Source organism: Streptomyces sp. 6N223 (genome assembly GCF_052246635.1).
GTDB lineage: Bacteria > Actinomycetota > Actinomycetes > Streptomycetales > Streptomycetaceae > Streptomyces.
The window spans coordinates 157,875-178,194 of record NZ_JBQQCA010000001.1 but is presented as its reverse complement, the minus strand read 5'-3'; the positions used below and the strand labels follow the sequence as shown (position 1 = coordinate 178,194).

Sequence of the window (20,320 nt, the reverse complement as noted above, 5' to 3'; positions counted from 1 at the left end):
AATGGGGAGGGCGATCCTCCGTTTCCTTCCCCCGCCCGCCGTGAGGTCAGTACCCTCAATGCGTCGCGGGGGCCAATTCGCACGCATGCTGGGGACATTGGAGATGGCGATGGAGCGACCCGCCTGGGCGCCGCCGGGTATCGATCTGTCCGTGCCGAGCGTTTCGCGCATGTACGACTACTACCTCGGTGGATCGCACAATTTCGAGGCGGACCGGGAGGCCGCCCGCAAGGCGATGGCCGCCTTTCCCGGCCTGCCCAAGATCATGCAGGCGAATCGTGCCTTCATGCGGCGCACGGTGCGGTACGCCGTCGCGCGGGGCATCACGCAGTTCCTCGACATCGGCTCCGGCATCCCCACCTTCGGGAACGTCCACGAGGTCGCCCGGGCCGCCAGCGACGAGGCCCGCGTCGTGTACGTCGACAACGACCCGGTGGCCGTCGCCCACGGCCGCGCCGTGCTGAAGGGCGACGACCGGACCGACATCGTCGCGGCCGACTTCCTCGATCCCCCGGGCATCCTCGGCAGCGAGCCGGTGCGGCGGCTGCTCGACCTCGACCGCCCGGTGGCGTTGCTGCTCGTCGCCCTGCTCCACTTCCTCGACGACGAGGACAAGCCGCATGCCGCGCTGGCCGAACTGCGCGAGGCGCTCGCGCCCGGCAGCCTGGTCGTCGTCACCCACGCCTCCACCGAGGGCGGCCCCAACACCCCCCAGCAGGCCCAGGCCGTGACGGACGTCTACCGCAGCAGCGGCTCCAACCTCGTGATGCGCTCGGGCCCGGAGGTGGCGCGCTTCTTCGAGGGCTTCGAGCTGGTGGAGCCGGGCCTGGTCGCGATGCCGAACTGGCATCCCGACGGGCCGGTCGAGGAGGAGGACCCCATCGTCTTCACCGGCTACGCGGGGGTAGGGCGCAAGCCGTGACATCCCTGCCGAGAACGCCCGCCGAGCCGTCCGACGCGCTGCGCCGCCTGGCACGCGCCTGGTGCCGGGCGGTCTATCCCGACATCACCACCTCCATGACGCGCGCGGAGTTCGAGGAGATGCTGCTGCGGCTGGCCACCCGGCTCGCCGACGCGCTGCTCGCCGAGCCCTTCGACCCCTCCCCCGGCGAGGCCGTGGGCGCGGAGCTGGTCGCGGCCCACTGCACCGCCGCCGAGTCCCTGCCGGGCACGCTGGGTGTGATCGACGCCGAGCTGCCCCCCGCCTGCGGCGCCGCCGCCTCGCTCACCGAGGAGGAGGCGGCGGGGCGCTGCTCGCGGCTGCAGCACGCCGTGGCCGCGGGCTTCGCGCGGGCTCTGCAGGAGCGCACCCGCAGCGAGCAGGAGGCGCTCTCCCGGGCCGCGCTGGCGGCGCAGACCGAGATCGCCGACGCGCTGCACGAGAGCGAGGCCCGCTTCCGGGCGGTGTTCAAGGACGCGCGGCTCGGCATCGGCATCGCCGACATGAGCGGCAGGATCCTCGACGTCAACAGCGCGCTGACCGACATGTTCGGCGGCACGGTGGGCGACGCGCTCCGGTACAACGCCATGGACCTCACCCACCCCCAGGACTCCCCCGAGGTGTGGCGGCTGCAGCGGGAGCTGATGCGCGGCGAACGCGAGCACTACCAGGTCGAGAAGCCGTACCACCGCCGCGACGGCACCGTGCTGTGGACCAACCTCACCGTCTCCCTGCTGCGCGACGCCGAGGGCGAGCCGCGCTACATGCTGGCGATGATCGAGGACATCTCCGAGCGGCGCCTGCTGAACCTGCGGCTGCGCTACCAGGCGACCCACGACGCACTGACCGAGCTGCCCAACCGCTCGATGTTCTTCGAACGCCTGGAGCAGACCCTCGCCCCCGGCTCCGGCTGCTCCCGCATCGGCCTGTGCTACATGGACCTGGACGGCTTCAAGGTGGTCAACGACAGCCTCGGCCACGACGTGGGCGACGAGCTGCTGATCGCCGTCGCCGAGCGGCTCCAGGCGTGCGCGACCGGCCCCGGGCAGCTGCTGGCCCGCATCGGCGGCGACGAGTTCGTGGCGCTGGTCATCGACCCGCCCTCCCCCGCCACGGTGATCGCCCTCGCCGAACGCGCGCTGCGGGCGTTGGCCTCGCCGGTGTCCATCCGGGGCCGGGAGCTGCTGGTCCGCGCCAGCATCGGCATCGTCGAGGGCCCGGCCGAGCGCCTGACCCCGGCCGAGGTGCTGCGCAGCGCCGACATCACGATGTACCGGGCGAAGGCGGAGGGCGGCAACCGGTACGCGGTGGCCGACCCGGACGCCGACGCCACCGCCATCAGCCGCCACTACCTCACCCACCACCTGCCCGCCGCGCTGAAGGGCGCCGAGTTCTTTATCGAGTACCAGCCGCTGGTGAAGATGGCGGACGGCAGCCTGGAGGGCGCGGAGGCGCTGGTGCGCTGGAGCCACCCCCGGCACGGCGTACTCGGGCCCGACCGCTTCATACCGCTGGCCGAGCACACCGGGCTGATAGTGCCGCTGGGCCACTGGGTGATGCGCGAGGCCGTGATGCAGGCATGCCAGTGGCAGAGCGGCGGCGTCGGTGGTGGCGTGAAGCCGCTGAAGATCAACGTCAACCTCTCCCCGCGCCAGCTCCACCACCCCGACCTCGTGGAGGAAACCGTCGCCGTGCTGGAGGAGGCCGGGCTGCCGCCGAGTTCGCTGTGTCTGGAGGTGACCGAGACCGCGATGATCCAGGCGGACGAGCACGAGCTGAAGCCGCTGCGGCAGCTCGCCGAGCTGGGCGTCGGCATCGCCCTGGACGACTTCGGCACGGGCTACTCCAACCTCGCCAACCTGAGGCGGCTGCCCGCCAACACCCTGAAGCTGGACCGGTCCTTCACCGAGGGCCTGCAGCACGACCCGGCCGACCCGGTGGACCTGAAGATCGTGGAGGGCATCGTCTCGCTCGCCCACACCCTGCGGCTGTCGGTCACGGTGGAGGGCGTGGAGACCTCCGCGCAGGCGCAGCAGCTGCGGGACCTGGGCTGCGACACGGCGCAGGGCTGGTACTACGCCAGGCCCGGCCCGCCCGAGCGGCTGCCCGTGGCGGTCTGACCCGGTCCGGGTCCGGCCTGGTCCCGTCGGTCCGGCCGGTCCGGCCCGGCGCGGGTCCGAGCCGCCCCTGCCTCCGCCGTCCTCAGTCCCCCTCCGATCCCTCTATCCGCAGCCGCAGCGGCGCGTCCCGGCGGGGCGGCGGCAGCCGCAGCGGACGCTCCCCCGGCGTGAACGAGCCCAGCACCGCCGCGCCCCGCGCGCCCGTGGCCGAGGGCAGGCTGCCGGCCAGTCCGTGCAGGCTGAGGAAGCCGAGCAGGGCGAAGAGGTACGCCTCCTTCGCCTGCGAGGGCAACCCGTGGTCCTCGGCCCGGCTGATCCTGGTGGGCGCCGCGAGCGTCCGGAGGCGTTCCATCAGCACCGGGTTGCGCACCCCGCCGCCGGAGGTGACCAGTTCGGTGAGGCGGTGCGCGCTGCAGGCGGCGGCCACCAGCCGGGCGGTGAGCTCGGTGACGGTGGCGGCCAGGTCGTCCGCCGCGATCGGCCGGCCGCGCAGCCGCTGCCGCAGGTACCCGGCGTGGAAGAGCTCCTTGCCGGTGGACTTGGGCGGCGGCAGCCGGTAGTACGGCTCGTCCAGCAGCTCCGCGAGCAGCGCGGCGTCCACCGTGCCGCGCGCCGCGCGGGCGCCGCCGGTGTCCATCCGCTCCGCGCCGCCGCTCGCCTCCGCCGCGACCGCGTCGATGAGGGCGTTCGCCGGGCCGAGGTCGTACGCGATGACCTCGCCATGGCCGTCGCGCACCGTGATGTTGGCGATGCCGCCGAGGTTGAGCGCCCCGCGCCGGGTGCCGTCGCCGAGCAGCAGCAGGGCGTCGAGGATCGCGGCCAGCGGCGCGCCCTGCCCGCCGCGCGCGATGTCCCGGGTGCGCAGGTCCGACACGACGGGCAGCCCGGTGGCCTCGGCGATCCAGGCGGCGCCGCCGAGTTGGAGGGTGCCGCGGGCGCAGGGGCCCTCGACCCAGTGGTAGACGGTCTGGCCGTGGGAGACCACCAGCTCGGCCGCCGAGGCGGTGAGGGTGGTGTTGGCCCGGGCAGCGACCTGGCCGAAGAAGCGGCCGAGGCCGGTGTCCAGGCGGCAGACCCGCTCCAGGGTGGTGGGGGCGGGCGGCAGGCTGGCGGTGATCTGCTCGCGCAGCCAGTGGGGGTAGGGCTCGGTGTGCAGCCCCCTGGGCCGCAGCGCGATCTCCCGCCCCTCGAAGCGGAACTCGGCGGCTGCCGCGTCCACGGCGTCGTACGAGGTGCCGCTGAGCATGCCGATCACCGTCCAGGGCCGGTCGGGCGGAAACCGGGTGGGGTGGGGATGGCCGGTCTCGGTAGGATGAGTGCGATCCCTGACGTGATCCGTAGCGCGATCCGTCACGCCGCGTGACTCCTTCACTGTCGCTTCGCTTCTCGCATCGATCGTCCCCCTCAACCGTTCTCACCCATTGGAGCATCCGAGGATGGCCCGACACCTCATCACCAGCGCGCTGCCCTACATCAACGGGATCAAGCACCTGGGGAACATGGTCGGCTCGATGCTCCCCGCCGACGTCTACGCCCGGTACCTGCGGCAGCGGGGCCACGACGTGCTGTACATCTGCGCCACCGACGAGCACGGGACCCCGGCGGAGCTCGCCGCGAAGGCGGCCGGGCTGCCGGTCGCGGAGTACTGCGCGCGGCAGCACGACGCGCAGAAGGCGGTCTACGACGGCTTCGACCTGGCGTTCGACTACTTCGGCCGCACCTCCTCGCGGCAGAACATCGAGGTCACCCAGCACATCGCACGCCGCCTGAAGGAGAACGGCTTCATCGAGGAGCGGACCACCCGGCAGGTCTACTCGCTGACCGACGGCCGCTTCCTGCCCGACCGGTACATCGTGGGCACCTGTCCCTACTGCGGGTACGAGGCGGCGCGCGGCGACCAGTGCGAGAACTGCACGCGGGTGCTGGACCCGACCGACCTGCTGAACGCCCGCTCCGCCGTCAGCGGCAGCACGGACCTGGAGGTCCGCGAGACCAAGCACCTGTTCCTGCTGCAGTCGAAGCTGGAGCGCGAGGTCGAGGCGTTCGTGGAGGCGACCGGCGCGAAGTGGCCGACGCTGGCGTCGTCGATCGCCCGCAAGTGGCTGACCGAAGGGCTGCACGACCGGGCGATCACGCGCGACCTGGAGTGGGGCGTTCCGGTGCCGGCCGACGCCTGGCCCGACCTCGCGGCCGAGGGCAAGGTCTTCTACGTCTGGTTCGACGCCCCGATCGGGTACATCGGCGCCACCAAGGAGTGGTCGGACGCCGCCGGCGAGGGAGAGGAGCGGGACTGGCGGTCGTGGTGGTTCGACGTGGACACCGACGTGCGCTACACGGAGTTCATGGCGAAGGACAACGTGCCGTTCCACACCGTGATGTTCCCGGCCACGCTGCTCGGCACCCGGGAGCCGTGGAAGAAGGTCGACTACGTCAAGGCGTTCAACTGGCTGACGTACTACGGCGGGAAGTTCTCGACCTCGCAGAACCGGGGCGTGTTCACCGACGCCGCGCTGGAGCTGCTGCCCGCCGACTACTGGCGGTACTTCCTGATGGCGAGCGCCCCGGAGTCCGACGACGCCTCCTTCTCCTGGGAGCTGTTCGCCTCGGTGGTCAACAAGGACCTCGCCGACACCCTGGGGAACTTCGTCAACCGGGTGCTGTCCTTCTCCCGCAAGCGCTTCGGCGACGAGGTCCCGGCCGGGCACGAGGCCGGCGAGGCCGAGCGGCGGCTGGGCGAGGAGATCGCCCGGCTGCTGGCGGAGTACGAGGAGCACATGGAGGCGCTGCAGTTCCGCAAGGCGGCGTTCGCCCTGCGGGCGCTGTGGAGCGCGGGCAACTCCTACCTGGAGGAGAAGGCGCCCTGGCTGGAGATCCGGACCGACCAGGACGCCGCCGCCCTCACGCTGCGCACGGCGATGAACCTGATCGCCCTGTACGCGGTGGTCTCCGAGCCGTTCGTGCCGTCGACGGCGCGGGCGATGCGGGAGGTGTTCGGGCCGGTGGACGGCGCCCCGGCGCTGCCGGAGGGCGGCTGGGTCGGCGCCGGCCGGGCCCGCGCGCTGGACGCGGTCCCGGCCGGGACCGGGTTCACCGTTCCGCCGGTGCTCTTCACCAAGATCACGGAGGATGACCTGGCCGCCTTCCGGGAGCGCTTCGGCGGGGAGCCCGAGGCAGCCTAGGCCGCGTCCGGCGAGGGCCGGTCCGGCCCGTCGGGGCGGCGGGCGAGGATGCGCCGGGTCAGCTCGGCGGCGGCGTCCTTGACGGTCCTCAGGTCCTTCTCGTCCCACGGCCTGGGCGTCCGGTCCTGGGCGCAGAGCGTGCCGAGGGCAACCCCCGAGGGGTCCATGAGCGGGGCGCCGAGGTAGGAGCGGATGCCGGCCTCGTCCACCACCGGGTTGGCGGAGAAGCGCGGGTAGTCGCGCACGTCGTCCAGCGCCAGGGCCCGGCGCCTGACGACCACGTGCGGGCAGAAGCCGTGGTCGCGCCCGGCGTCACGGACCAGCGGCTCGCCGGGCGGCAGGTGGAGGCCGGCGAAGTACTGCCGCGCGACACCGACGAGGGTGACCATCGCCTGCGGGGCACCCGTGGCCGCGGCGAGCTCCCGGGCGGCCGCGTCGAAGTCCGGCACCGGCGCCGGGGCGAGGCCCAGCTCGGCGTGGAGCTGGGCCCGCAGGGCGGCGTCGGGGTCGTCGGGGGTGAGCAGCAGGCGGCCGGTGTGGTCGTAGGCGGGGGCCGTGATCGGCATGGTCCTCCTCGGGTGGCGACGGGTGGGATGGCGGGCGGCGGGCGCGAGGCGGCTAGCGGTCGTCGGGCGCCCCGCCCTGGCGCGGCACGAGGTCCTGCTGGTCCCGGGCGCCGTCCCCGCCCCCGCCCCCGCCGGGCAACGCCGCGCCCGCCGCCGCCAGCGAACGCCAGGGCTGGTGGCGGCGTTCCTCCGCCTCCTCGGCCAGCAGCTCCTGCGGCAGCACCACCACCGCCTGAACGCCGCCGTAGACGTTGCTCTGCAGCTGCACCGCGACGCCGTGCCGCCTGGCGAGGGAGGCGACCACGAAGAGGCCGGCATGGCCGTCGTCGAGCAGCTCGTCGGCGTGCGCGCGCGGGTCGCAGGCGAGCACGGCGTTCAACCGCTCCCGCTCCGACGCGGTCATGCCGATCCCTCGGTCCTCCACCTCGACGACGAGGCCCGCCGCCGTCCCCCGCATCCGCAGCAGCACCTGCGTCTGCGGGGCGGAGAACTCCGCGGCGTTCTGGATGAGTTCGACGAGAAGGTGGACGACGTCGGCGACGGCCTGGCCGCGCAGCGAGCCCTCGACGGCGGGCGGCAGGATCCTGACGCGGGCGTAGTGCTCCGACTCGGCGACGCAGGCTCGCAGCAGCTCCGACATGCGGACCGGGCGGCTCCAGGGGCGGCGGGCGACGCTGCCGCCCAGGACGGCGAGGTTCTCCGCGTGCCGCCGGATGCGGGTGGCCTGGTGGTCGACCTGGCACAGGCCCTTGAGGAGCTCCGGGTCCTCCACCTCGTTCTGCAGCTCCTCGACGCACTCGATCTGCCGGTGGACGGAGCCCTGCATCCGGCGGGCGAGGCTGACGAAGAGGCCGATCCGCTCGTCGCGGGCGACCTGGTCCCGCCCGGGCAGGGCGATCGCCTCGGCCACCGTCGCCTCGGCGGCCCGGCGCAGCGCCGCGATCTCGTGGCGCAGCTGGGCGAGGGCGTCGCCCGCCGCCTCCCGCGTCTCCTCCGGCGCCTCCGGCGCCTGCCGCTCCTGCCGCGGGAGGCGCAACGGCGTGGCGCGCTCGCCGAGCTCCAGCTTGCGCAGCAGCGCCTGCAGCTCGATCCGGCCCCGGGCCGCCTGGCGGCACAGCGCGGCGATGCGGTCGGCCCGGGTGCCGGCCTCGGCCGCCGCCGCCACGGCCGCTCCGGTGACGACGGCGCCGGTGAGCAGCGCGGCCACGACCAGCACTCCCCACAACGCCTCGCCGCCCGGCTCGGGTTCGTCCTGCCGGACGGCGGCGCCGCCGAGCAACAGGAGCACGCAGACGACGACTGCGATCGCGATCGCGGCGACCAGCGCGGCGGGAAGTACGGCGAGGCGCAGCAGGGTGTGCCGGGCCGCGAATGGCTGGCGGCATGGCGGGTGGTGCATGGGCGTCCTTAGGGTCTCGTGTGGGGGGCGGGGGAGGCGAACCGGATGGCGCCGAAGCAACCGTATGCGTCAACAACCCTGCCAATAGGCACAGTTCCGGAAATCGCCACCCCGCGCCAGCTTCCAACGAGTGACCCGGGCGTTCGCGGACTTGACCGGCGCTCGGGCGGGCCGGAGGCGCGTTGGTAGCGCTCACGGCCGGGGGCGTGGATCACGCCCCGGGCCGAGGCGCGCCGCCGGGCGAACCGAGCCGGCACGCGACGACGCGGGCCCTCGCCCGGGCGGTCTCGCTGTGTCCGTCATCCGGTCCGGGCGGCGCAGCGCACCGTGCGCATCGCCTCGCGGGCGGCAGCCTGCGCGCGCGGATGGTGGCCTGGACCGTGCTGTGCCGGCGCTGACGCCGGGGCTTGTCGCGGAGCGGCCCGAGTACGCCGGCGCACGGCGGGGCGGCGTGCGGCGGCGTGCGGCGGCGTGGCGTCAGTGGTGGCCCCGGAGGGTGTCGGCGATGCCGCCCAGCAGGCGGGCGACGGCCCGGAAGGGGAGCATGACCAGGGTGGCGAGAGCGCCGCCGATCGCGCGGAGGACGTCGGCGAGTGCCGTCAGCATGGCTGCCTCCCGATCAGGCGCGGACCTTGGCCCGCGCGACGGCCGACACTCCCACGGCGGCGAGGGCGATCTGGATCGCCAGCTCGATCCAGTCGATGCCGTCGGTGTCGCCGATGTCGAACCCCTCGGCGATGGCCGAGCCGATCAGCGCGGCGACGATGCCCACCGCGATCGTCCACAGCAGGCCGATGCGCTGGCGGCCCGGGAGGACGAGCCGGGCCAGCAGACCGATCACCAGGCCGACCAGGATGGCGCTGATGATGCCGGTTATCTCCATCTCGATCACCTTTTCGGGGGGAACGTCCCCATCCGAGTGCCCCGGATCCGGCGGGGGACACTCCCCCGGTCGGGGACACTCCCCGGTCGGTGCCTAGCCCCGGGCCCTGGCCAGTGCCTCCAGGGCGCGCTGGACCTCGTCCCCCGTGTTGTAGAGGTGGAACGCCGCGCGCAGGTTGCCGCCGCGGCTGGCGACCCCGATGCCCTCCGCCGCCAGCCGGTCCACCAGCCCGCCCGCGTCCGGCACCGACACGATGGCCGATCCCGGCGCGGCCACCGGCGCCAGCCCCAGCGCCCGCACGCCGTCGCGGAACCGCTCCGCCAGCGCCGCGTCGTGCTCCGCGATCCGCTCCGTGCCGATCTCCTCGATCAGGGCGAGCGAGTGGGCGGCGCCGGCGTACGGCAGGTAGGCGTGCGCCTGGTCGAAGCGGCGGGCGGTGGCGGCGTACCGCCTGACGGGCCCGTAGCAGTCCGTCCAGGGGTCCTCGGCCGCCGCCCAGCCGGCGTACCGCTCGCGCAGGTCGCCGAAGTCCTCGGGCACGGCCAGGAACGAGGTGCCCTTCGGGCACAGCAGCCACTTGTAGGCGCCGCACACCACGTAGTCGTAGTCGGCGGCGCGTAGCGGCAGCCAGCCGACGGCCTGGGTGGCGTCGACGAGAGTGCGCGCCCCGTGGGCCCGCGCCGCCTCCCGCAGGGCGGCGAGGTCCGCGATGCGGCCGTCGGCGGACTGCACGGCGCTCACCGCCACCATCGCGGTTCCCGGGCGGACGGCGCCCGCGATCTCCTCCAGCGGCACGCCGCGGAGCACGAGGTCGCCGCGGGCGGCGAAGGGCGAGACCAGCGAGCTGAAGTCCCCGTCGGCGACGAGCACCTCGGCCCCCGCCGGCAGCGTCGCCGCCACCAGCGCGACGTGCACCGACACCGCGCTGCCCACCGCGACCCGGGCGGGTTCGACGCCCGCGATGCGGGCGAACGCCGCGCGGGCCGCGGCGGCCGTCTCGAAGTAGTCCGCGCCGAAGGCCCCGGTCGTGGCGCCGTCGTCGACGGCGGCGTGGAGGGCGGCGACGGTGCGGGCGGGCAGCAGGCCACGGGAGGCCGTGTTGAGGTGGACGGCCTTCGGCGCGAACTCGGAGGGGCACAGAGAGTCCATGAGCCGACTGTACGGGCCGGGCCCGGCTATCCGGCTCCGGCGTAGGCCTCCTCGCCGTAGAGATCCCGCAGCCGGTTCTTCTGGTAGACGGTGTCGAGGTAGCGCTCGCCGAGATCCGGTGCGATCGAGACCGCGGTGAGGTCACGGCCCGCGTGCGTTGCTGGCGGGTTTGGCCGGGGGTGGGGGCCGTCGGCGGATGCTGCTCGAAGGGCTGTCGGCACATCGGGTTATCGTGTCTCCCGGTCTGAGCACCCGCGAGTGACAGGACGAGGACGGAACGACGTGGCGCAGCCCGAATCGCCGTTGCGGCGCGCGTCCCTCAGCGTCCACCCGGTTCGCGTGGTGGTCCTGGCCTTCGGGATCGCCATCCTCATCGGGACCACGCTGCTGGCGCTGCCGGTCTCCTCCGAGGACGGCACCTCCGCGCCCCTGCTGACCTGCCTGTTCACCGCCACGTCGGCGGTCTGCGTGACGGGCCTGGTCGTGGTGGACACCAACGCCTACTGGAGCGGCTTCGGCGAGTGGGTCCTGCTGGCGCTGTTCCAGGCCGGGGGCTTCGGGATCATGACCGTCGCGTCGCTGCTGGCCCTGCTGATGGCGGGCAGGCTGCGGCTGCGGATGGCGCTGAGCGTGCAGGCCGAGACGAAGACCACCGGCATCGGCGAGGTGCGGCGCCTGCTGGTGCGGGTGGCCCTGATCAGCCTGGTGATCGAGTCCGTGACCGCCGCGATCCTCACGCTGCGCTTCCACCTCGGCCACGGCCAGCCCTTCGGCAACGCCCTGTATCACGGCATCTTCCACGGCGTCTCGGCGTTCAACAGCGCGGGCTTCGGCCTGTACTCCGACAGCCTCGCGGGATACGCCAGGGACCCCTGGGTCATGCTGCCGGTGACGACGGCGGTGATCCTCGGGGCGATCGGCTTCCCGGTGATCATCGAGGTGCTGCGTCACCGCCGGCGCAGGCGGACCACCGGGCTGCGGGGCTGGTCGCTGCACCTGAAGCTCACGCTCGCCACCTCGGCCGCGCTGCTGGCGGCGGGCACACTGCTGACGCTGGCGCTGGAGTGGGGAAACTCGGGGACCCTCGGCTCGCTGAGCGTGGTGGAGAAGGTGCTCGGCTCCTTCTTCCACTCGGCGATGAGCCGCTCGGCGGGCTTCAACGCCACGGACGTCGTGGCGATGGAGCCGGCGACGCTGCTGGCGACCTGCGTGCTGATGTTCATCGGCGGCGGCGCGGCGAGCACGGCGGGCGGCATCAAGGTCACCACCTTCGCGGTGCTCGGCGCGGCGATGCTGGCGGAGGTGCGCGGCGAGCCCGGCGCCGGCATCTTCCGCCGGGTCATCCCCGCGCAGGTGCTGCGGCAGGCGCTGACGATCGCGCTGCTCGGCATCGGCCTGGTGATCGCCGCCACCGTCGCGCTGCTGACGCTGGTCGGGGAGCGCTTCGAGATCGTGCTGTTCGAGGCGGTGTCGGCGTTCGGCACCGTGGGGCTGTCCGCCGGGCTGACCCCGGACCTGCCCGCCGCCGGTCAGCTGATCCTGATCGCGCTGATGTTCATCGGCCGGGTCGGCCCGGTCGCCCTCGTCTCCGCGCTGGCGCTGCGCGAGCGCAGGCGCCGGTACCGGCATCCGGAGGAGTGGCCCCTCCTCGGGTGACGGGGCCGGTGAAGGCGTCGGCGAGTGCGCCGCACGTTCCGCCGACGCGGCCAGTCACCCCGGTCACCCCGGGAGACGCGCCTCGATCGCGGAGACGATCTCCTCCGACTCCGGCTCGGTGCGCGGCCGGAAGCGGCCGGCGACCGCGCCCTCGGCGTCCACGAGGAACTTCTCGAAGTTCCACTGCACGTCGCCCGCCTCTCCCCCGCCGTCGGGCGTCCGCGCCAGCTCGGCGTACAACGGGTGCCGCTGCTCGCCGTTGACGTCGGTCTTCTCGAAGAGCGGGAAGGTGACCCCGTACGTCGCCGAGCAGAAGGTGGCGATCTCCTCGGGCGTACCCGGCTCCTGCTCCATGAACTGGTTGCACGGGAAGCCCAGCACCGTGAACCCCTGGTCCTGGTAGCGCTTCTGCAGCCGCTCCAGGCCCTCGTACTGCGGGGTGAGGCCGCATCGGGAGGCGACGTTCACGATCAGCAGGACGCGGCCCCGGTAGTCGGCGAGCGAGGCGGCCTCGCCGGACAGGGTGCGCAGCGGGATGTCGTACAGGCTCACGCGTGACTCCTCGGGACGGGTCGGGGGCGCGACGGGCCGGGTGCCGGCCCGCCGCCGTCGGCTGTTGTCAGCCCTGCCATTGTCACCCGCCTCGGACACCTGGCCGAACCGGTGGGGTTGACTGGGGGTACGGCACGCGTAGCAGCCCGGCCGACAGGAGAACGAGCCATGACCCCGCCGACCAAGCCGACCAAGCCGACCACGCCGCGCACGTTCCGCATCGCCGCGATACCCGCCGACGGGGTCGGCGCCGAGGTCGTCGCCGCGGGCCGCGCGGTCCTCGACGCCCTCGCCCAGGACTCCGCCGGACGGTTCTCCTTCGCCTGGGAGGAGTTCCCCTGGGGATGCGGCCACTATGAGCGCACCGGCCGGATGATGGACGACGACGGCCTGGAACGGCTGAGGGCGTTCGACGCGATCTACTTCGGCGCCGTCGGCTGGCCCACCGTCCCCGACCACATCAGCCTGTGGGGCCTGCGCCTGGCCATCTGCCAGAGCTTCGACCAGTGGGCCAACGTCCGCCCGGTCCGCTTCCTGCCCGGCGTGCCAAGCCCTCTGCGCGCAGCCGACGACCACGACCTGGACTGGGTCGTCGTCCGCGAGAACAGCGAAGGCGAATACGCCGGCCTCGGCGGCCGCAACCTCTCCGGACGCGGGCCCGGCGGCGAAGTAGCCGTCCAGTCCGCCCTGTTCACCGAGGTGGGCTGCGAACGCATCATGCGCTTCGCCTTCGGCCTCGCCCGCACCCGGGCCCGCAAGAAGGTCTCCAGCGTCACCAAGAGCAACGCCCAGCAGTACGGCATGGTGCTGTGGGACGAGGTCTTCCGCCGCGTGGCCGCCGACTACCCCGACGTGGAGACCGAGAGCGTCCTGGTGGACGCCATGTCCGCGAAGTTCGTGCTGCGTCCCCAGGACCTGTCCGTCGTGGTCGCCTCCAACCTCAACGCCGACATCCTCTCCGACCTCGGAAGCGCCCTCGCCGGCAGCCTGGGCCTGGCCGCCAGCGCCAACCTCAACCCCGAACGCCGCTTCCCCAGCATGTTCGAACCCGTCCACGGCTCCGCACCCGACATCGCCGGCAAGGGCTGGGCCAACCCCATCGGCGCCGTCGGCAGCGCCGCCCTCATGCTCGACCACCTCGGCCTGCCCGACCAGGCAGCCCGCCTGGAACAGGCCATCGCCGCCGCCACCACCGCCAGAACCCTCACCCGCGACCTCGGCGGCACCGCCAGCACCACCGACGTCACCACAGCACTCATCGACGCGCTGTGAGACCACCCGCTGCCCGCATCCGCGACCGATCGGGCCCCGGCATCCGCCATGACGGCTTCGGAAGCGCCGCCTGACACCTCACGGAGACCCCATGACCCTGCTCCTCGGCATCGACATCGGCACCTCCGGCTCCAAGGGCGTTCTCGTCCGCTCCGACGGCACCCTGCTCGCCCAGGCCTCGCGCGAGCACGCCACCGCCACGCCCCGCCCGGGCTGGGTCGAGCACGACGCGCTGGCCGTGTGGTGGCGGGACTTCGCCGCGCTGGCCGGGGAGCTGCTGCCGCGCCTGCCGCCGGGGGAACGCCTGGCGGCGGTGGGCGTCAGCGGCATCGGCCCCTGCCTGCTCCCCGTGGACGCGGACGCCGCGCCGCTGCGCCCCGCCATCCTCTACGGCGTCGACACCCGCGCGGGCGCGCAGATCGAGGACCAGGCGGCGCGGTACGGCGCGGAGCGGATCCTCCGCCGCTGCGGCTCGCCGCTGACCAGCCAGGCCATCGGCCCCAAGCTCGCCTGGCTGCGCGAGGAGGAGCCCGGGGTCTACGCCCGCACCCGCCGCTGGTTCATGGCCAGCTCCTACCTCGTGCACCGCCTCACCGGCGCGTACGTGCTCGACCACCACTCGGCCAGCCAGTGCGCGCCGCTGTACGACCTGCGGGGCGGCGGCTGGATCGAGGAGTGGTGCGAGGAGATCGCGCCGGGGCTCGCATGGCCGCGCCTGGTCTGGCCCGCCGACGTCGCCGGGGAGGTGACCGCGGACGCCGCGGCGGCGACCGGCATCCCGGCGGGCACGCCGGTGGTCGCCGGCACCGTCGACGCCTGGGCCGAGGCGACGGCGGCCGGGGTCACGGCGCCGGGCGAGACGATGCTGATGTACGGCACGACGATGTTCCTGGTGAACGTGCTCGACGGCCCGGCGCCCGACCCGCACCTGTGGTGCACGCGCGGCGCGTTCCCGGACACCTTCTGCCTGGCCGGGGGCATGGCCACCTCGGGCGCCGTCACGGGCTGGCTGCGCGAGCTGACCGGCGCGGACTTCGGCGAGCTGGTGGTGGAGGCGGCGGGCGTCCCGCCGGGCGCGGAGGGCCTGGTGATGCTGCCCTACTTCGCGGGCGAACGCACGCCCCTGTTCGACCCGGACGCCCGGGGCCTCGTCCTCGGCCTGACGCTGCGTCACGGGCGTGGCCACCTGTACCGGGCGGCACTGGAGGGAACGGCGTTCGGGGTACGGCACAACCTGGCGGCCATGTCGGGGGTGCGCGGCGAGGTCCGCCGACTGGTGGCGGTGGGCGGCGGCGCCCGCGAGCTGTGGACGCGGATCGTCTCCGACGTCACCGGCCGGCCGCAGCAGATCCCCCGCCACACCATCGGCGCGGCGTACGGCGACGCGTTCCTCGCCGCCGTCGGCACCGGGCTCGCCACGGTGGCGGACATCGCGGCCTGGAACCCGGTGGAGCACACCGTCGAGCCCGACCCGGCCACCGCCGGCGTGTACGAGGAGCTGTACGGCCTGTACCGCTCCCTCTATCCGGCCACCCGCGAGGCCGCCCACGCCCTGGCGGCCCGGCAGCGCGCGTCCTCGCGGGTGGAGACGTGACGCTGCCGGGGATGGCGTAGCGTCGCCGGCAGTGAACAAGGTCAGCCACGGCGCCATCGGCGAACGGGGCCTTGACGGTGACGATGACCGTCAAGGCCCCGGGTCGTGCGGGCGTCAGCCGACCGCGCAGGGCTCGCCGTTGAGGGAGAAGCGCGCGGGGGCGGAGGCGTCGCCGGTGTGGGTGGCCAGGTAGCCGATGGTGACACTGCCGCCGGGCTTGATGGCGGCGTTGTGGTTGGCGTTGGTGGCGGTGACGATGTCGCCGGTCTGGGTGGCGGTGGTGCTCCAGTCCGAGGTGAGGGACTGGCCCAGGGGGAGGGGGAAGGTGAGCGTCCAGCCGTCGACGGGGGTGGTGGCGGTGTTGGTGATGGTGAGGTCGACGGTCACGCCGCGGCCCCAGGCGTTGGTCTCGGCGTCGATCCGGCAGGCGGGCTCGACCCGCTCGAACGAGACGCGGTGCAGGCCGCCGGGCAGGTCGTTGACGACGTAGAACTCGCCCTCCGGGGTCTCGCCGAACGCCGTGACCTGGGTGGGCATCTCGCCGATCTCGGCCTGGAGGTAGCCGCCCCTGCCGTCCTCGCGGAGCGCCCAGACCGTGGAGGAGCAGTAGTCGGTGGCGATGTAGGTGCCGCCGACCAGGTCGGCGAACCGCTCTCCGTGATAGACGCGGCCCCCGATGACGGAGCAGCCGTGCGTGTAGGGCGAGTAGGTGAGGACGGGTTCGGTGTAGTCGGCGCCGGGCGCGCACTGCGCCTCGTCGAAGACCTGAAGGCCCTCGTAGCAGGACCAGCCGAGGTTGGCGCCGGCCTGCTCGCCGGGGGCGAGGTGGTCGATCTCCTCCCACCGGCCCTGGCCGACGTCGCCGATCCACAGCGAGCCGTCCGCGTGGTCGAAGGAGAAGCGCCAGGGGTTGCGCAGCCCGTAGGCCCAGATCTCCTCGCGGGCGCCCTCGACGCCGACGAAGGGATTGTCCTCGGGGACGCAGTAGGCGAGGTCCCCGCAGCTCCGGGCGACGTCGAGGCGCAGGATCTTGCCGAGCAGGGTGTCCAGCCGCTGCCCGGTGTCCAAGGGGTCGCCGGCGCCGCCGCCGTCGCCGATGCTCCAGTACAGGTGGCCGTCGGGGCCGAAGGCGAGCTCGCCGCCGTTGTGGTTGTTGTACTCGGCGTGCTCCTGGGAGAGCAGCACCTCGAGGCCGGTGCCGTCGAGGCCGTAGCGGGCGAGGGTCACCGCGCCGTCCGGCAGCGCGGTGTACGCCAGGTAGAGCTCCCGGCTCTCGGCGAAGTCGGGCGCGAGGGCCATGGCCAGCAGCCCGCGCTCGTTGCCCGACTCGTCGATCCGGGCGGTGATGTCGATCAGCGGCGTCGCGGCGACGCCGGTGTCGGGGTGGTAGACGCGGACCGTGCCGCGCTTCTCGGCGATGAACAGCCGGCCCGACCCGTCGTCGGGCGCGGCGATGGCCATGGGGCGCCGCAGGCCCGAGGCGACCTGGGTGGTGGTCGCCCTGACCTCCGCCAGCGGCACGGAGGAGGTCTCGGCCTGACGCGGGCGGGCCGGGCCCCCGGTGGCGTTGGCGTTGGCGGTGTCGGTGGCGTTGGCCGCGGCGGAGGCCATCACCGGGGCGAGGGGCAGTGACAGTGCCAGCAGCAGGAGAGCTGTCCAGCGTCGTCTTCGCATGTCGGCTCCATGGAGGGGTTCCTCGTGACGGAGGCGCATCCGCTCACATTCGGTTCAGAAACAGCGGAGTTCATCCATGACTCGGGCGAATTCGTGACCTGATGCGCCTGGCGGGACCGTACCGACTCCGCCACCGTCACGCCAGGTCCACAACTCAGACGACGATCCACAGGCCGAGGGCTATGAGGAACGCCGACATCCCGAGGGTGGTCTCCATGGGCGTCGCGGGCGTCGCGGGTGTCAGGGCGAACGCCGGGTCGTGGCGTCGGCCAGCACGACGCCGGCGGCGGCGCGGGCGAGGTGGCCGGTCCGGGAGACCAGGCCCTGAAGCACGCGCTCCCGGCCGGCCTCGATCTGCCCGACCACGAGCTCGCGGGCGCGGGCGCCGTCCCGCGCGAGCAGCGCGTCGTAGAGGTCGTGGTGCTCGTGCGTCATCTCCGAGGCGCTGTCGCGGTTGTCCAGGCTGATGAAGAACAGCCGCTGCATCTCCTCCAGCAGCACCCGCAGGGAGCGCGCGAGCCGCTCGTTGCCGGTCGCGCGGGCGATGCGGACGTGGAACTCGCGGTTGTCCTGCAGGAACCGCTCGTAGCTGGCGGTGTCGCCGGGCACGTAGGTCTGGTGCGCGAGCGTGTGCAGCGCCTCCAGCTCCTCCCGCGGGGCGCGCAGCGCGGCCAGCTCCACGGCGGCGGGCTCCAGCAGCAGCCGCATCTCGAACAGGTCGCGGACGCTGGCGAGCGTGACGGGCGAGACCCGGTATCCCTGGCGGGGCCGCACCTCGACGAAGCCCTCCTGGACGAGGCGGCGCAGCGCCTCCCGCACGGGGGAACGCCCGAACCCGGTGGACTCCGTCAGCGCGATCTCCCGCAGCTCCTCGCCGGGCGCCAAGTCGCTCGTGAGGATGAGGCGTTTGAGGTGCTCGTGGACCTTGTCGGTCGCGCTGCCGCGCTGGGGTGCCTTGCGCACCGGGGCTGTCATGAGCCGTCCACTCCTGCCGTCCCGCACTGGCACGTTTCGTGACACATCAGGCGCGTCGATCCTACCCCAGCGGCACGTCTCCCTACGCCGGTGTGCGGGTTTCCGCAGGCCAGGGCGCGAGCGTGCGGTCGGGCGCGAGGAAGCCGACGTCGCGCGCCGTCGTGCCGTCGGTCGCCAGGTCGGCGAGGACGCCGCCGACGGCCGGGGCGAGCCTGAAGCCCGCCCCGGGGAAGCCGCAGGAGCGGAGCGGGGCCGAGGGCAGCCTCCGTCACGTCCCGACGGCCTGCTTCGCGCGGTACGCGGCGCGCGCCTCGGCGCTGGTGTGGTGGCCCGACAGCTCGTGCAGGTCGGGCGGTCGTTCGCCGTCGACGACGGGGTGCAGGTGCACCACGGCCGACTCCAGGTGCGGGGTCGCGTGCAGCAACTCGTGCTCGACCCGGTCCGCGAGCCGGTGCCCTTCCAGGACGGACAGCTCACCGGAGACGGCGAGGTCGATGTCGGCTTCGAGGCGATGACCGCACCAGCGGGCGCGGACGCGGTCGACGGCCAGGACGCCCTCGACCGAGGCGGCCGTTGCGGTCATCTGGTCGATGACGCCGGGCTCGACGCCGTCCATCAGACGCCCGAAGACGGTGCGCATCGTGCTGATGAGGATGCCGAGGACCATCAGGCCGATGAGCAGGCCGATGATGGCGTCCGCGCGCTCGAAGCCCAGCCACACGCCGACGACGCCGACGACGACGGCGACGGAGCTGAGACCGTCGGCGCGGGCGTGCTGCCCCTCGGCGATGAGCGCGGCCGAGCCGATCCTGCGGCCGGTGCGGATGCGGTAGACGGCCACGATCTCGTTTCCGGCGGCGCCGACGAGGCCCGCCGCGAAGACCCACCACAGGTTGGTGAGCTCATGGGGATTGATCAAGGAGTCGATCGACTCCCAGAGGATGAGCACCACGGAGGCGGCGATCACCACGGAGATGAGCACCCCGGCAAGGTCCTCGGCACGCCGGTAGCCGTAGGTGTATCGCTTGGTCGCGGCCCGCCGGCTCAGGCGGAAGGCGATCACCAGCGGGATCGTGGTGACGGCGTGCCCGAGGTTGTGCAGCGTGTCGGCGAGCAACGCGACCGACCCGGAGAGGGCCACGATCACGATCTGCAGGACAGCGGTCGCCATCATCCCCGCCAGACCGATCCACGCGGTGCGGATGCCCTGCCCAGTGGTCTCCTCGGCCGACTGGATGACCTCGTTGGCGTCGTGCGAGTGCGGCACGACGGCGTGCTTGACCTTGCCCAGGAACCCGTGGCCGTGCTCGTGGCCCTGGTCGTGATCATGGTCATGCCCGTAACCGTGCTCGTGGTCATGGCCGTCGCCATGACCGTGGTGGTCGTGATCGTGCCGATGGTCGTGGCCGTGGCTGTCCGTGCTCATCGAGACGCGAGTTCCCGTCTGTGAAGTGGTGGACGAGTGTCCAGCACGTGATGTTTCACGAAGCACATTACCGCCGCTCCCGCGCGGCCAGGTCGCGCAGCCGCCGCCACGCCGGGCCGAGGGAACGCCGGCGACGGCCGAGACCGCGCGACGGGTCGCCGACGGCGTGCAGGCGGCCGGGAAGGGTGCGCAGCGTCCAGCGGCGCGGCCCGAGGTCCGGGTCGTCCAGCTCCTCCCAGGCCAGCGGGGTGGCCACGGGCGCGTGCGGCCGGGCGCGGACGGCGTAGGGCGCGACGGAGGTCTGGGCGTAGGCGTTGCGCTGGGTGTCGAGGTAGAGGCGGCCCCGGCGCTTGTCCTTGCGGGTCTCGGTGGTCAGCCGCTCCGGGTGGCGGGCGGCGAGCAGCTCGGCGGTCTCGCGGGCGAAGGCGCGCACGGTGTCGAAGTCGTCGCGGCGGTGCAGCGGCAGCAGCAGGCGCAGGCCGCGCGAGCCGGTCGTCATCACGGCGGGCCGCAGGCCGAGCTCGTCGAGGAGCCCGCCGAGGGCGCGGGCGGCGAAGCGCACGGTCTCGAAGTCGTCGCCGGGCGGGTCGAGGTCGAAGACCAGCCGGTCGGGGTGGTCGGGCCTGTCGGCGCGGCTGAGCCACGGGTGCGGCGTGACGCACGCCTGGTTGGCGAGGTACGCCAGGGTGGCGGCGTCGTCGCAGACCGCCATGGTGACGCTGCCGTCCTGCTTGGGCACCTCCTCGCGGCGGATCCATTCGGGGAAGTGGCCGGAGACCTCCTTCTGGAAGAAGGACTGGCCGTCCAGTCCGTCGGGGCAGCGCTCCATGGACACCGGGCGGCCGCGCAGGTGCGGCAGGATCGGCCGGGCGATCTCCCGGTAGTACGCCACGAGTCGGCCTTGGTGATCCCCTCACCGGGGAACAGCTCCTTGT

At 73.4% G+C, this 20,320-nt stretch carries 17 protein-coding genes and 1 pseudogene; 6 read left to right on the top strand and 12 right to left on the bottom strand.

Annotated features, from left to right (window positions below; all coding sequences use genetic code 11):
• The first annotated feature begins 109 nt into the window (after positions 1–109).
• Positions 110–922, top strand: coding sequence for an SAM-dependent methyltransferase (locus ACTWQH_RS00710; RefSeq protein ID WP_443284443.1), 813 nt, complete (start codon positions 110–112; stop codon positions 920–922).
• Complete coding sequence (locus ACTWQH_RS00705) at positions 919–3,060, top strand: putative bifunctional diguanylate cyclase/phosphodiesterase (protein WP_443284271.1); 2,142 nt, start codon at positions 919–921, stop codon at positions 3,058–3,060. The genes ACTWQH_RS00710 and ACTWQH_RS00705 overlap by 4 nt, the downstream gene beginning before the upstream one ends.
• An 82-nt stretch (positions 3,061–3,142) precedes the next feature.
• Here ACTWQH_RS00705 and ACTWQH_RS00700 read toward each other — a convergent pair whose 3' ends face one another.
• Positions 3,143–4,306 carry an anhydro-N-acetylmuramic acid kinase gene (locus ACTWQH_RS00700; protein WP_443284270.1) on the bottom strand — a complete coding sequence of 388 codons (1,164 nt, stop codon included), beginning with the start codon at positions 4,304–4,306 and terminating at the stop codon, positions 3,143–3,145.
• 190 nt (positions 4,307–4,496) lie between these two features.
• Here ACTWQH_RS00700 and metG point away from each other — a divergent pair, with 190 nt between their 5' ends.
• Complete coding sequence (metG, locus tag ACTWQH_RS00695) at positions 4,497–6,239, top strand: methionine--tRNA ligase (RefSeq protein ID WP_443284269.1); 1,743 nt, start codon at positions 4,497–4,499, stop codon at positions 6,237–6,239.
• Here the strand turns inward: metG and ACTWQH_RS00690 are convergent.
• The 6 genes and pseudogenes from ACTWQH_RS00690 to ACTWQH_RS00665 form a co-directional block, all read right to left on the bottom strand.
• Positions 6,236–6,805 (bottom strand): GAF domain-containing protein, encoded by a 570-nt coding sequence (locus ACTWQH_RS00690; protein ID WP_443284268.1) that lies wholly within the window; start codon positions 6,803–6,805, stop codon positions 6,236–6,238. The two genes, metG and ACTWQH_RS00690, sit on opposite strands and share 4 nt — an antisense overlap.
• A 52-nt stretch (positions 6,806–6,857) precedes the next feature.
• Entirely contained in the window at positions 6,858–8,204 is a 1,347-nt protein-coding gene (locus ACTWQH_RS00685; protein ID WP_443284267.1) for a sensor histidine kinase, read from the bottom strand.
• A gap of 477 nt (positions 8,205–8,681) precedes the next feature.
• Positions 8,682–8,810, bottom strand: coding sequence for an LPFR motif small protein (locus ACTWQH_RS00680; RefSeq protein ID WP_443284266.1), 129 nt, complete (start codon positions 8,808–8,810; stop codon positions 8,682–8,684).
• Positions 8,811–8,823: 13 nt separating this feature from the next.
• Positions 8,824–9,087, bottom strand: a complete 264-nt coding sequence (locus tag ACTWQH_RS00675) for a GlsB/YeaQ/YmgE family stress response membrane protein (protein ID WP_443284265.1) — start codon at positions 9,085–9,087, stop codon at positions 8,824–8,826.
• 93 nt (positions 9,088–9,180) lie between these two features.
• Positions 9,181–10,236: an aminotransferase class V-fold PLP-dependent enzyme gene (locus ACTWQH_RS00670; RefSeq protein WP_443284264.1), complete on the bottom strand. Its 1,056-nt coding sequence runs from the start codon at positions 10,234–10,236 to the stop codon at positions 9,181–9,183.
• 26 nt (positions 10,237–10,262) lie between these two features.
• Positions 10,263–10,391: pseudogene (locus tag ACTWQH_RS00665) on the bottom strand (2,3-diaminopropionate biosynthesis protein SbnA); the annotation flags it as partial.
• A gap of 127 nt (positions 10,392–10,518) precedes the next feature.
• Here ACTWQH_RS00665 and ACTWQH_RS00660 point away from each other — a divergent pair.
• Positions 10,519–11,892: a TrkH family potassium uptake protein gene (locus ACTWQH_RS00660; protein WP_443284263.1), complete on the top strand. Its 1,374-nt coding sequence runs from the start codon at positions 10,519–10,521 to the stop codon at positions 11,890–11,892.
• A gap of 63 nt (positions 11,893–11,955) precedes the next feature.
• Here ACTWQH_RS00660 and ACTWQH_RS00655 read toward each other — a convergent pair whose 3' ends face one another.
• Positions 11,956–12,444 carry a glutathione peroxidase gene (locus ACTWQH_RS00655; protein ID WP_443284262.1) on the bottom strand — a complete coding sequence of 163 codons (489 nt, stop codon included), beginning with the start codon at positions 12,442–12,444 and terminating at the stop codon, positions 11,956–11,958.
• A gap of 168 nt (positions 12,445–12,612) precedes the next feature.
• On the opposite strand from ACTWQH_RS00655, the gene ACTWQH_RS00650 reads away from it, so the two are divergent.
• Positions 12,613–13,716: a tartrate dehydrogenase gene (locus tag ACTWQH_RS00650; protein WP_443284261.1), complete on the top strand. Its 1,104-nt coding sequence runs from the start codon at positions 12,613–12,615 to the stop codon at positions 13,714–13,716.
• 91 nt (positions 13,717–13,807) lie between these two features.
• Positions 13,808–15,310 (top strand): FGGY-family carbohydrate kinase, encoded by a 1,503-nt coding sequence (locus ACTWQH_RS00645; RefSeq protein ID WP_443284260.1) that lies wholly within the window; start codon positions 13,808–13,810, stop codon positions 15,308–15,310.
• A 114-nt stretch (positions 15,311–15,424) separates the two neighbouring features.
• Here ACTWQH_RS00645 and ACTWQH_RS00640 read toward each other — a convergent pair whose 3' ends face one another.
• The 4 genes from ACTWQH_RS00640 to ligD form a co-directional block, all read right to left on the bottom strand.
• Complete coding sequence (locus ACTWQH_RS00640) at positions 15,425–16,984, bottom strand: PQQ-dependent sugar dehydrogenase (protein ID WP_443284259.1); 1,560 nt, start codon at positions 16,982–16,984, stop codon at positions 15,425–15,427.
• A gap of 240 nt (positions 16,985–17,224) precedes the next feature.
• Positions 17,225–17,959: a GntR family transcriptional regulator gene (locus ACTWQH_RS00635; protein ID WP_443284258.1), complete on the bottom strand. Its 735-nt coding sequence runs from the start codon at positions 17,957–17,959 to the stop codon at positions 17,225–17,227.
• A 268-nt stretch (positions 17,960–18,227) separates the two neighbouring features.
• On the bottom strand, positions 18,228–19,385 hold the full coding sequence (locus tag ACTWQH_RS00630) for a cation diffusion facilitator family transporter (protein WP_443284257.1): 1,158 nt from the start codon (positions 19,383–19,385) through the stop codon (positions 18,228–18,230).
• 67 nt (positions 19,386–19,452) lie between these two features.
• Positions 19,453–20,277 carry a non-homologous end-joining DNA ligase gene (ligD, locus tag ACTWQH_RS00625; protein ID WP_443284256.1) on the bottom strand — a complete coding sequence of 275 codons (825 nt, stop codon included), beginning with the start codon at positions 20,275–20,277 and terminating at the stop codon, positions 19,453–19,455.
• Positions 20,278–20,320 lie beyond the last annotated feature (43 nt).

What these genes read in the sequence shown, in the direction of transcription:
- ACTWQH_RS00700 (WP_443284270.1), bottom strand. Translation starts at nt 4,306, where the DNA reads ATGCTCAGCGGCACCTCGTACGACGCCGTGGACGCGGCAGCCGCCGAG.
- ACTWQH_RS00685 (WP_443284267.1), bottom strand. Translation starts at nt 8,204, where the DNA reads ATGCACCACCCGCCATGCCGCCAGCCATTCGCGGCCCGGCACACCCTG.
- ACTWQH_RS00640 (WP_443284259.1), bottom strand. Translation starts at nt 16,984, where the DNA reads ATGCGAAGACGACGCTGGACAGCTCTCCTGCTGCTGGCACTGTCACTG.
- ACTWQH_RS00710 (WP_443284443.1), top strand. Translation starts at nt 110, where the DNA reads ATGGAGCGACCCGCCTGGGCGCCGCCGGGTATCGATCTGTCCGTGCCG.
- ACTWQH_RS00680 (WP_443284266.1), bottom strand. Translation starts at nt 8,810, where the DNA reads ATGCTGACGGCACTCGCCGACGTCCTCCGCGCGATCGGCGGCGCTCTC.
- ACTWQH_RS00635 (WP_443284258.1), bottom strand. Translation starts at nt 17,959, where the DNA reads ATGACAGCCCCGGTGCGCAAGGCACCCCAGCGCGGCAGCGCGACCGAC.
- ACTWQH_RS00630 (WP_443284257.1), bottom strand. Translation starts at nt 19,385, where the DNA reads ATGAGCACGGACAGCCACGGCCACGACCATCGGCACGATCACGACCAC.
- metG (WP_443284269.1), top strand. Translation starts at nt 4,497, where the DNA reads ATGGCCCGACACCTCATCACCAGCGCGCTGCCCTACATCAACGGGATC.
- ACTWQH_RS00650 (WP_443284261.1), top strand. Translation starts at nt 12,613, where the DNA reads ATGACCCCGCCGACCAAGCCGACCAAGCCGACCACGCCGCGCACGTTC.
- ACTWQH_RS00690 (WP_443284268.1), bottom strand. Translation starts at nt 6,805, where the DNA reads ATGCCGATCACGGCCCCCGCCTACGACCACACCGGCCGCCTGCTGCTC.
- ACTWQH_RS00670 (WP_443284264.1), bottom strand. Translation starts at nt 10,236, where the DNA reads ATGGACTCTCTGTGCCCCTCCGAGTTCGCGCCGAAGGCCGTCCACCTC.
- ACTWQH_RS00675 (WP_443284265.1), bottom strand. Translation starts at nt 9,087, where the DNA reads ATGGAGATAACCGGCATCATCAGCGCCATCCTGGTCGGCCTGGTGATC.
- ACTWQH_RS00645 (WP_443284260.1), top strand. Translation starts at nt 13,808, where the DNA reads ATGACCCTGCTCCTCGGCATCGACATCGGCACCTCCGGCTCCAAGGGC.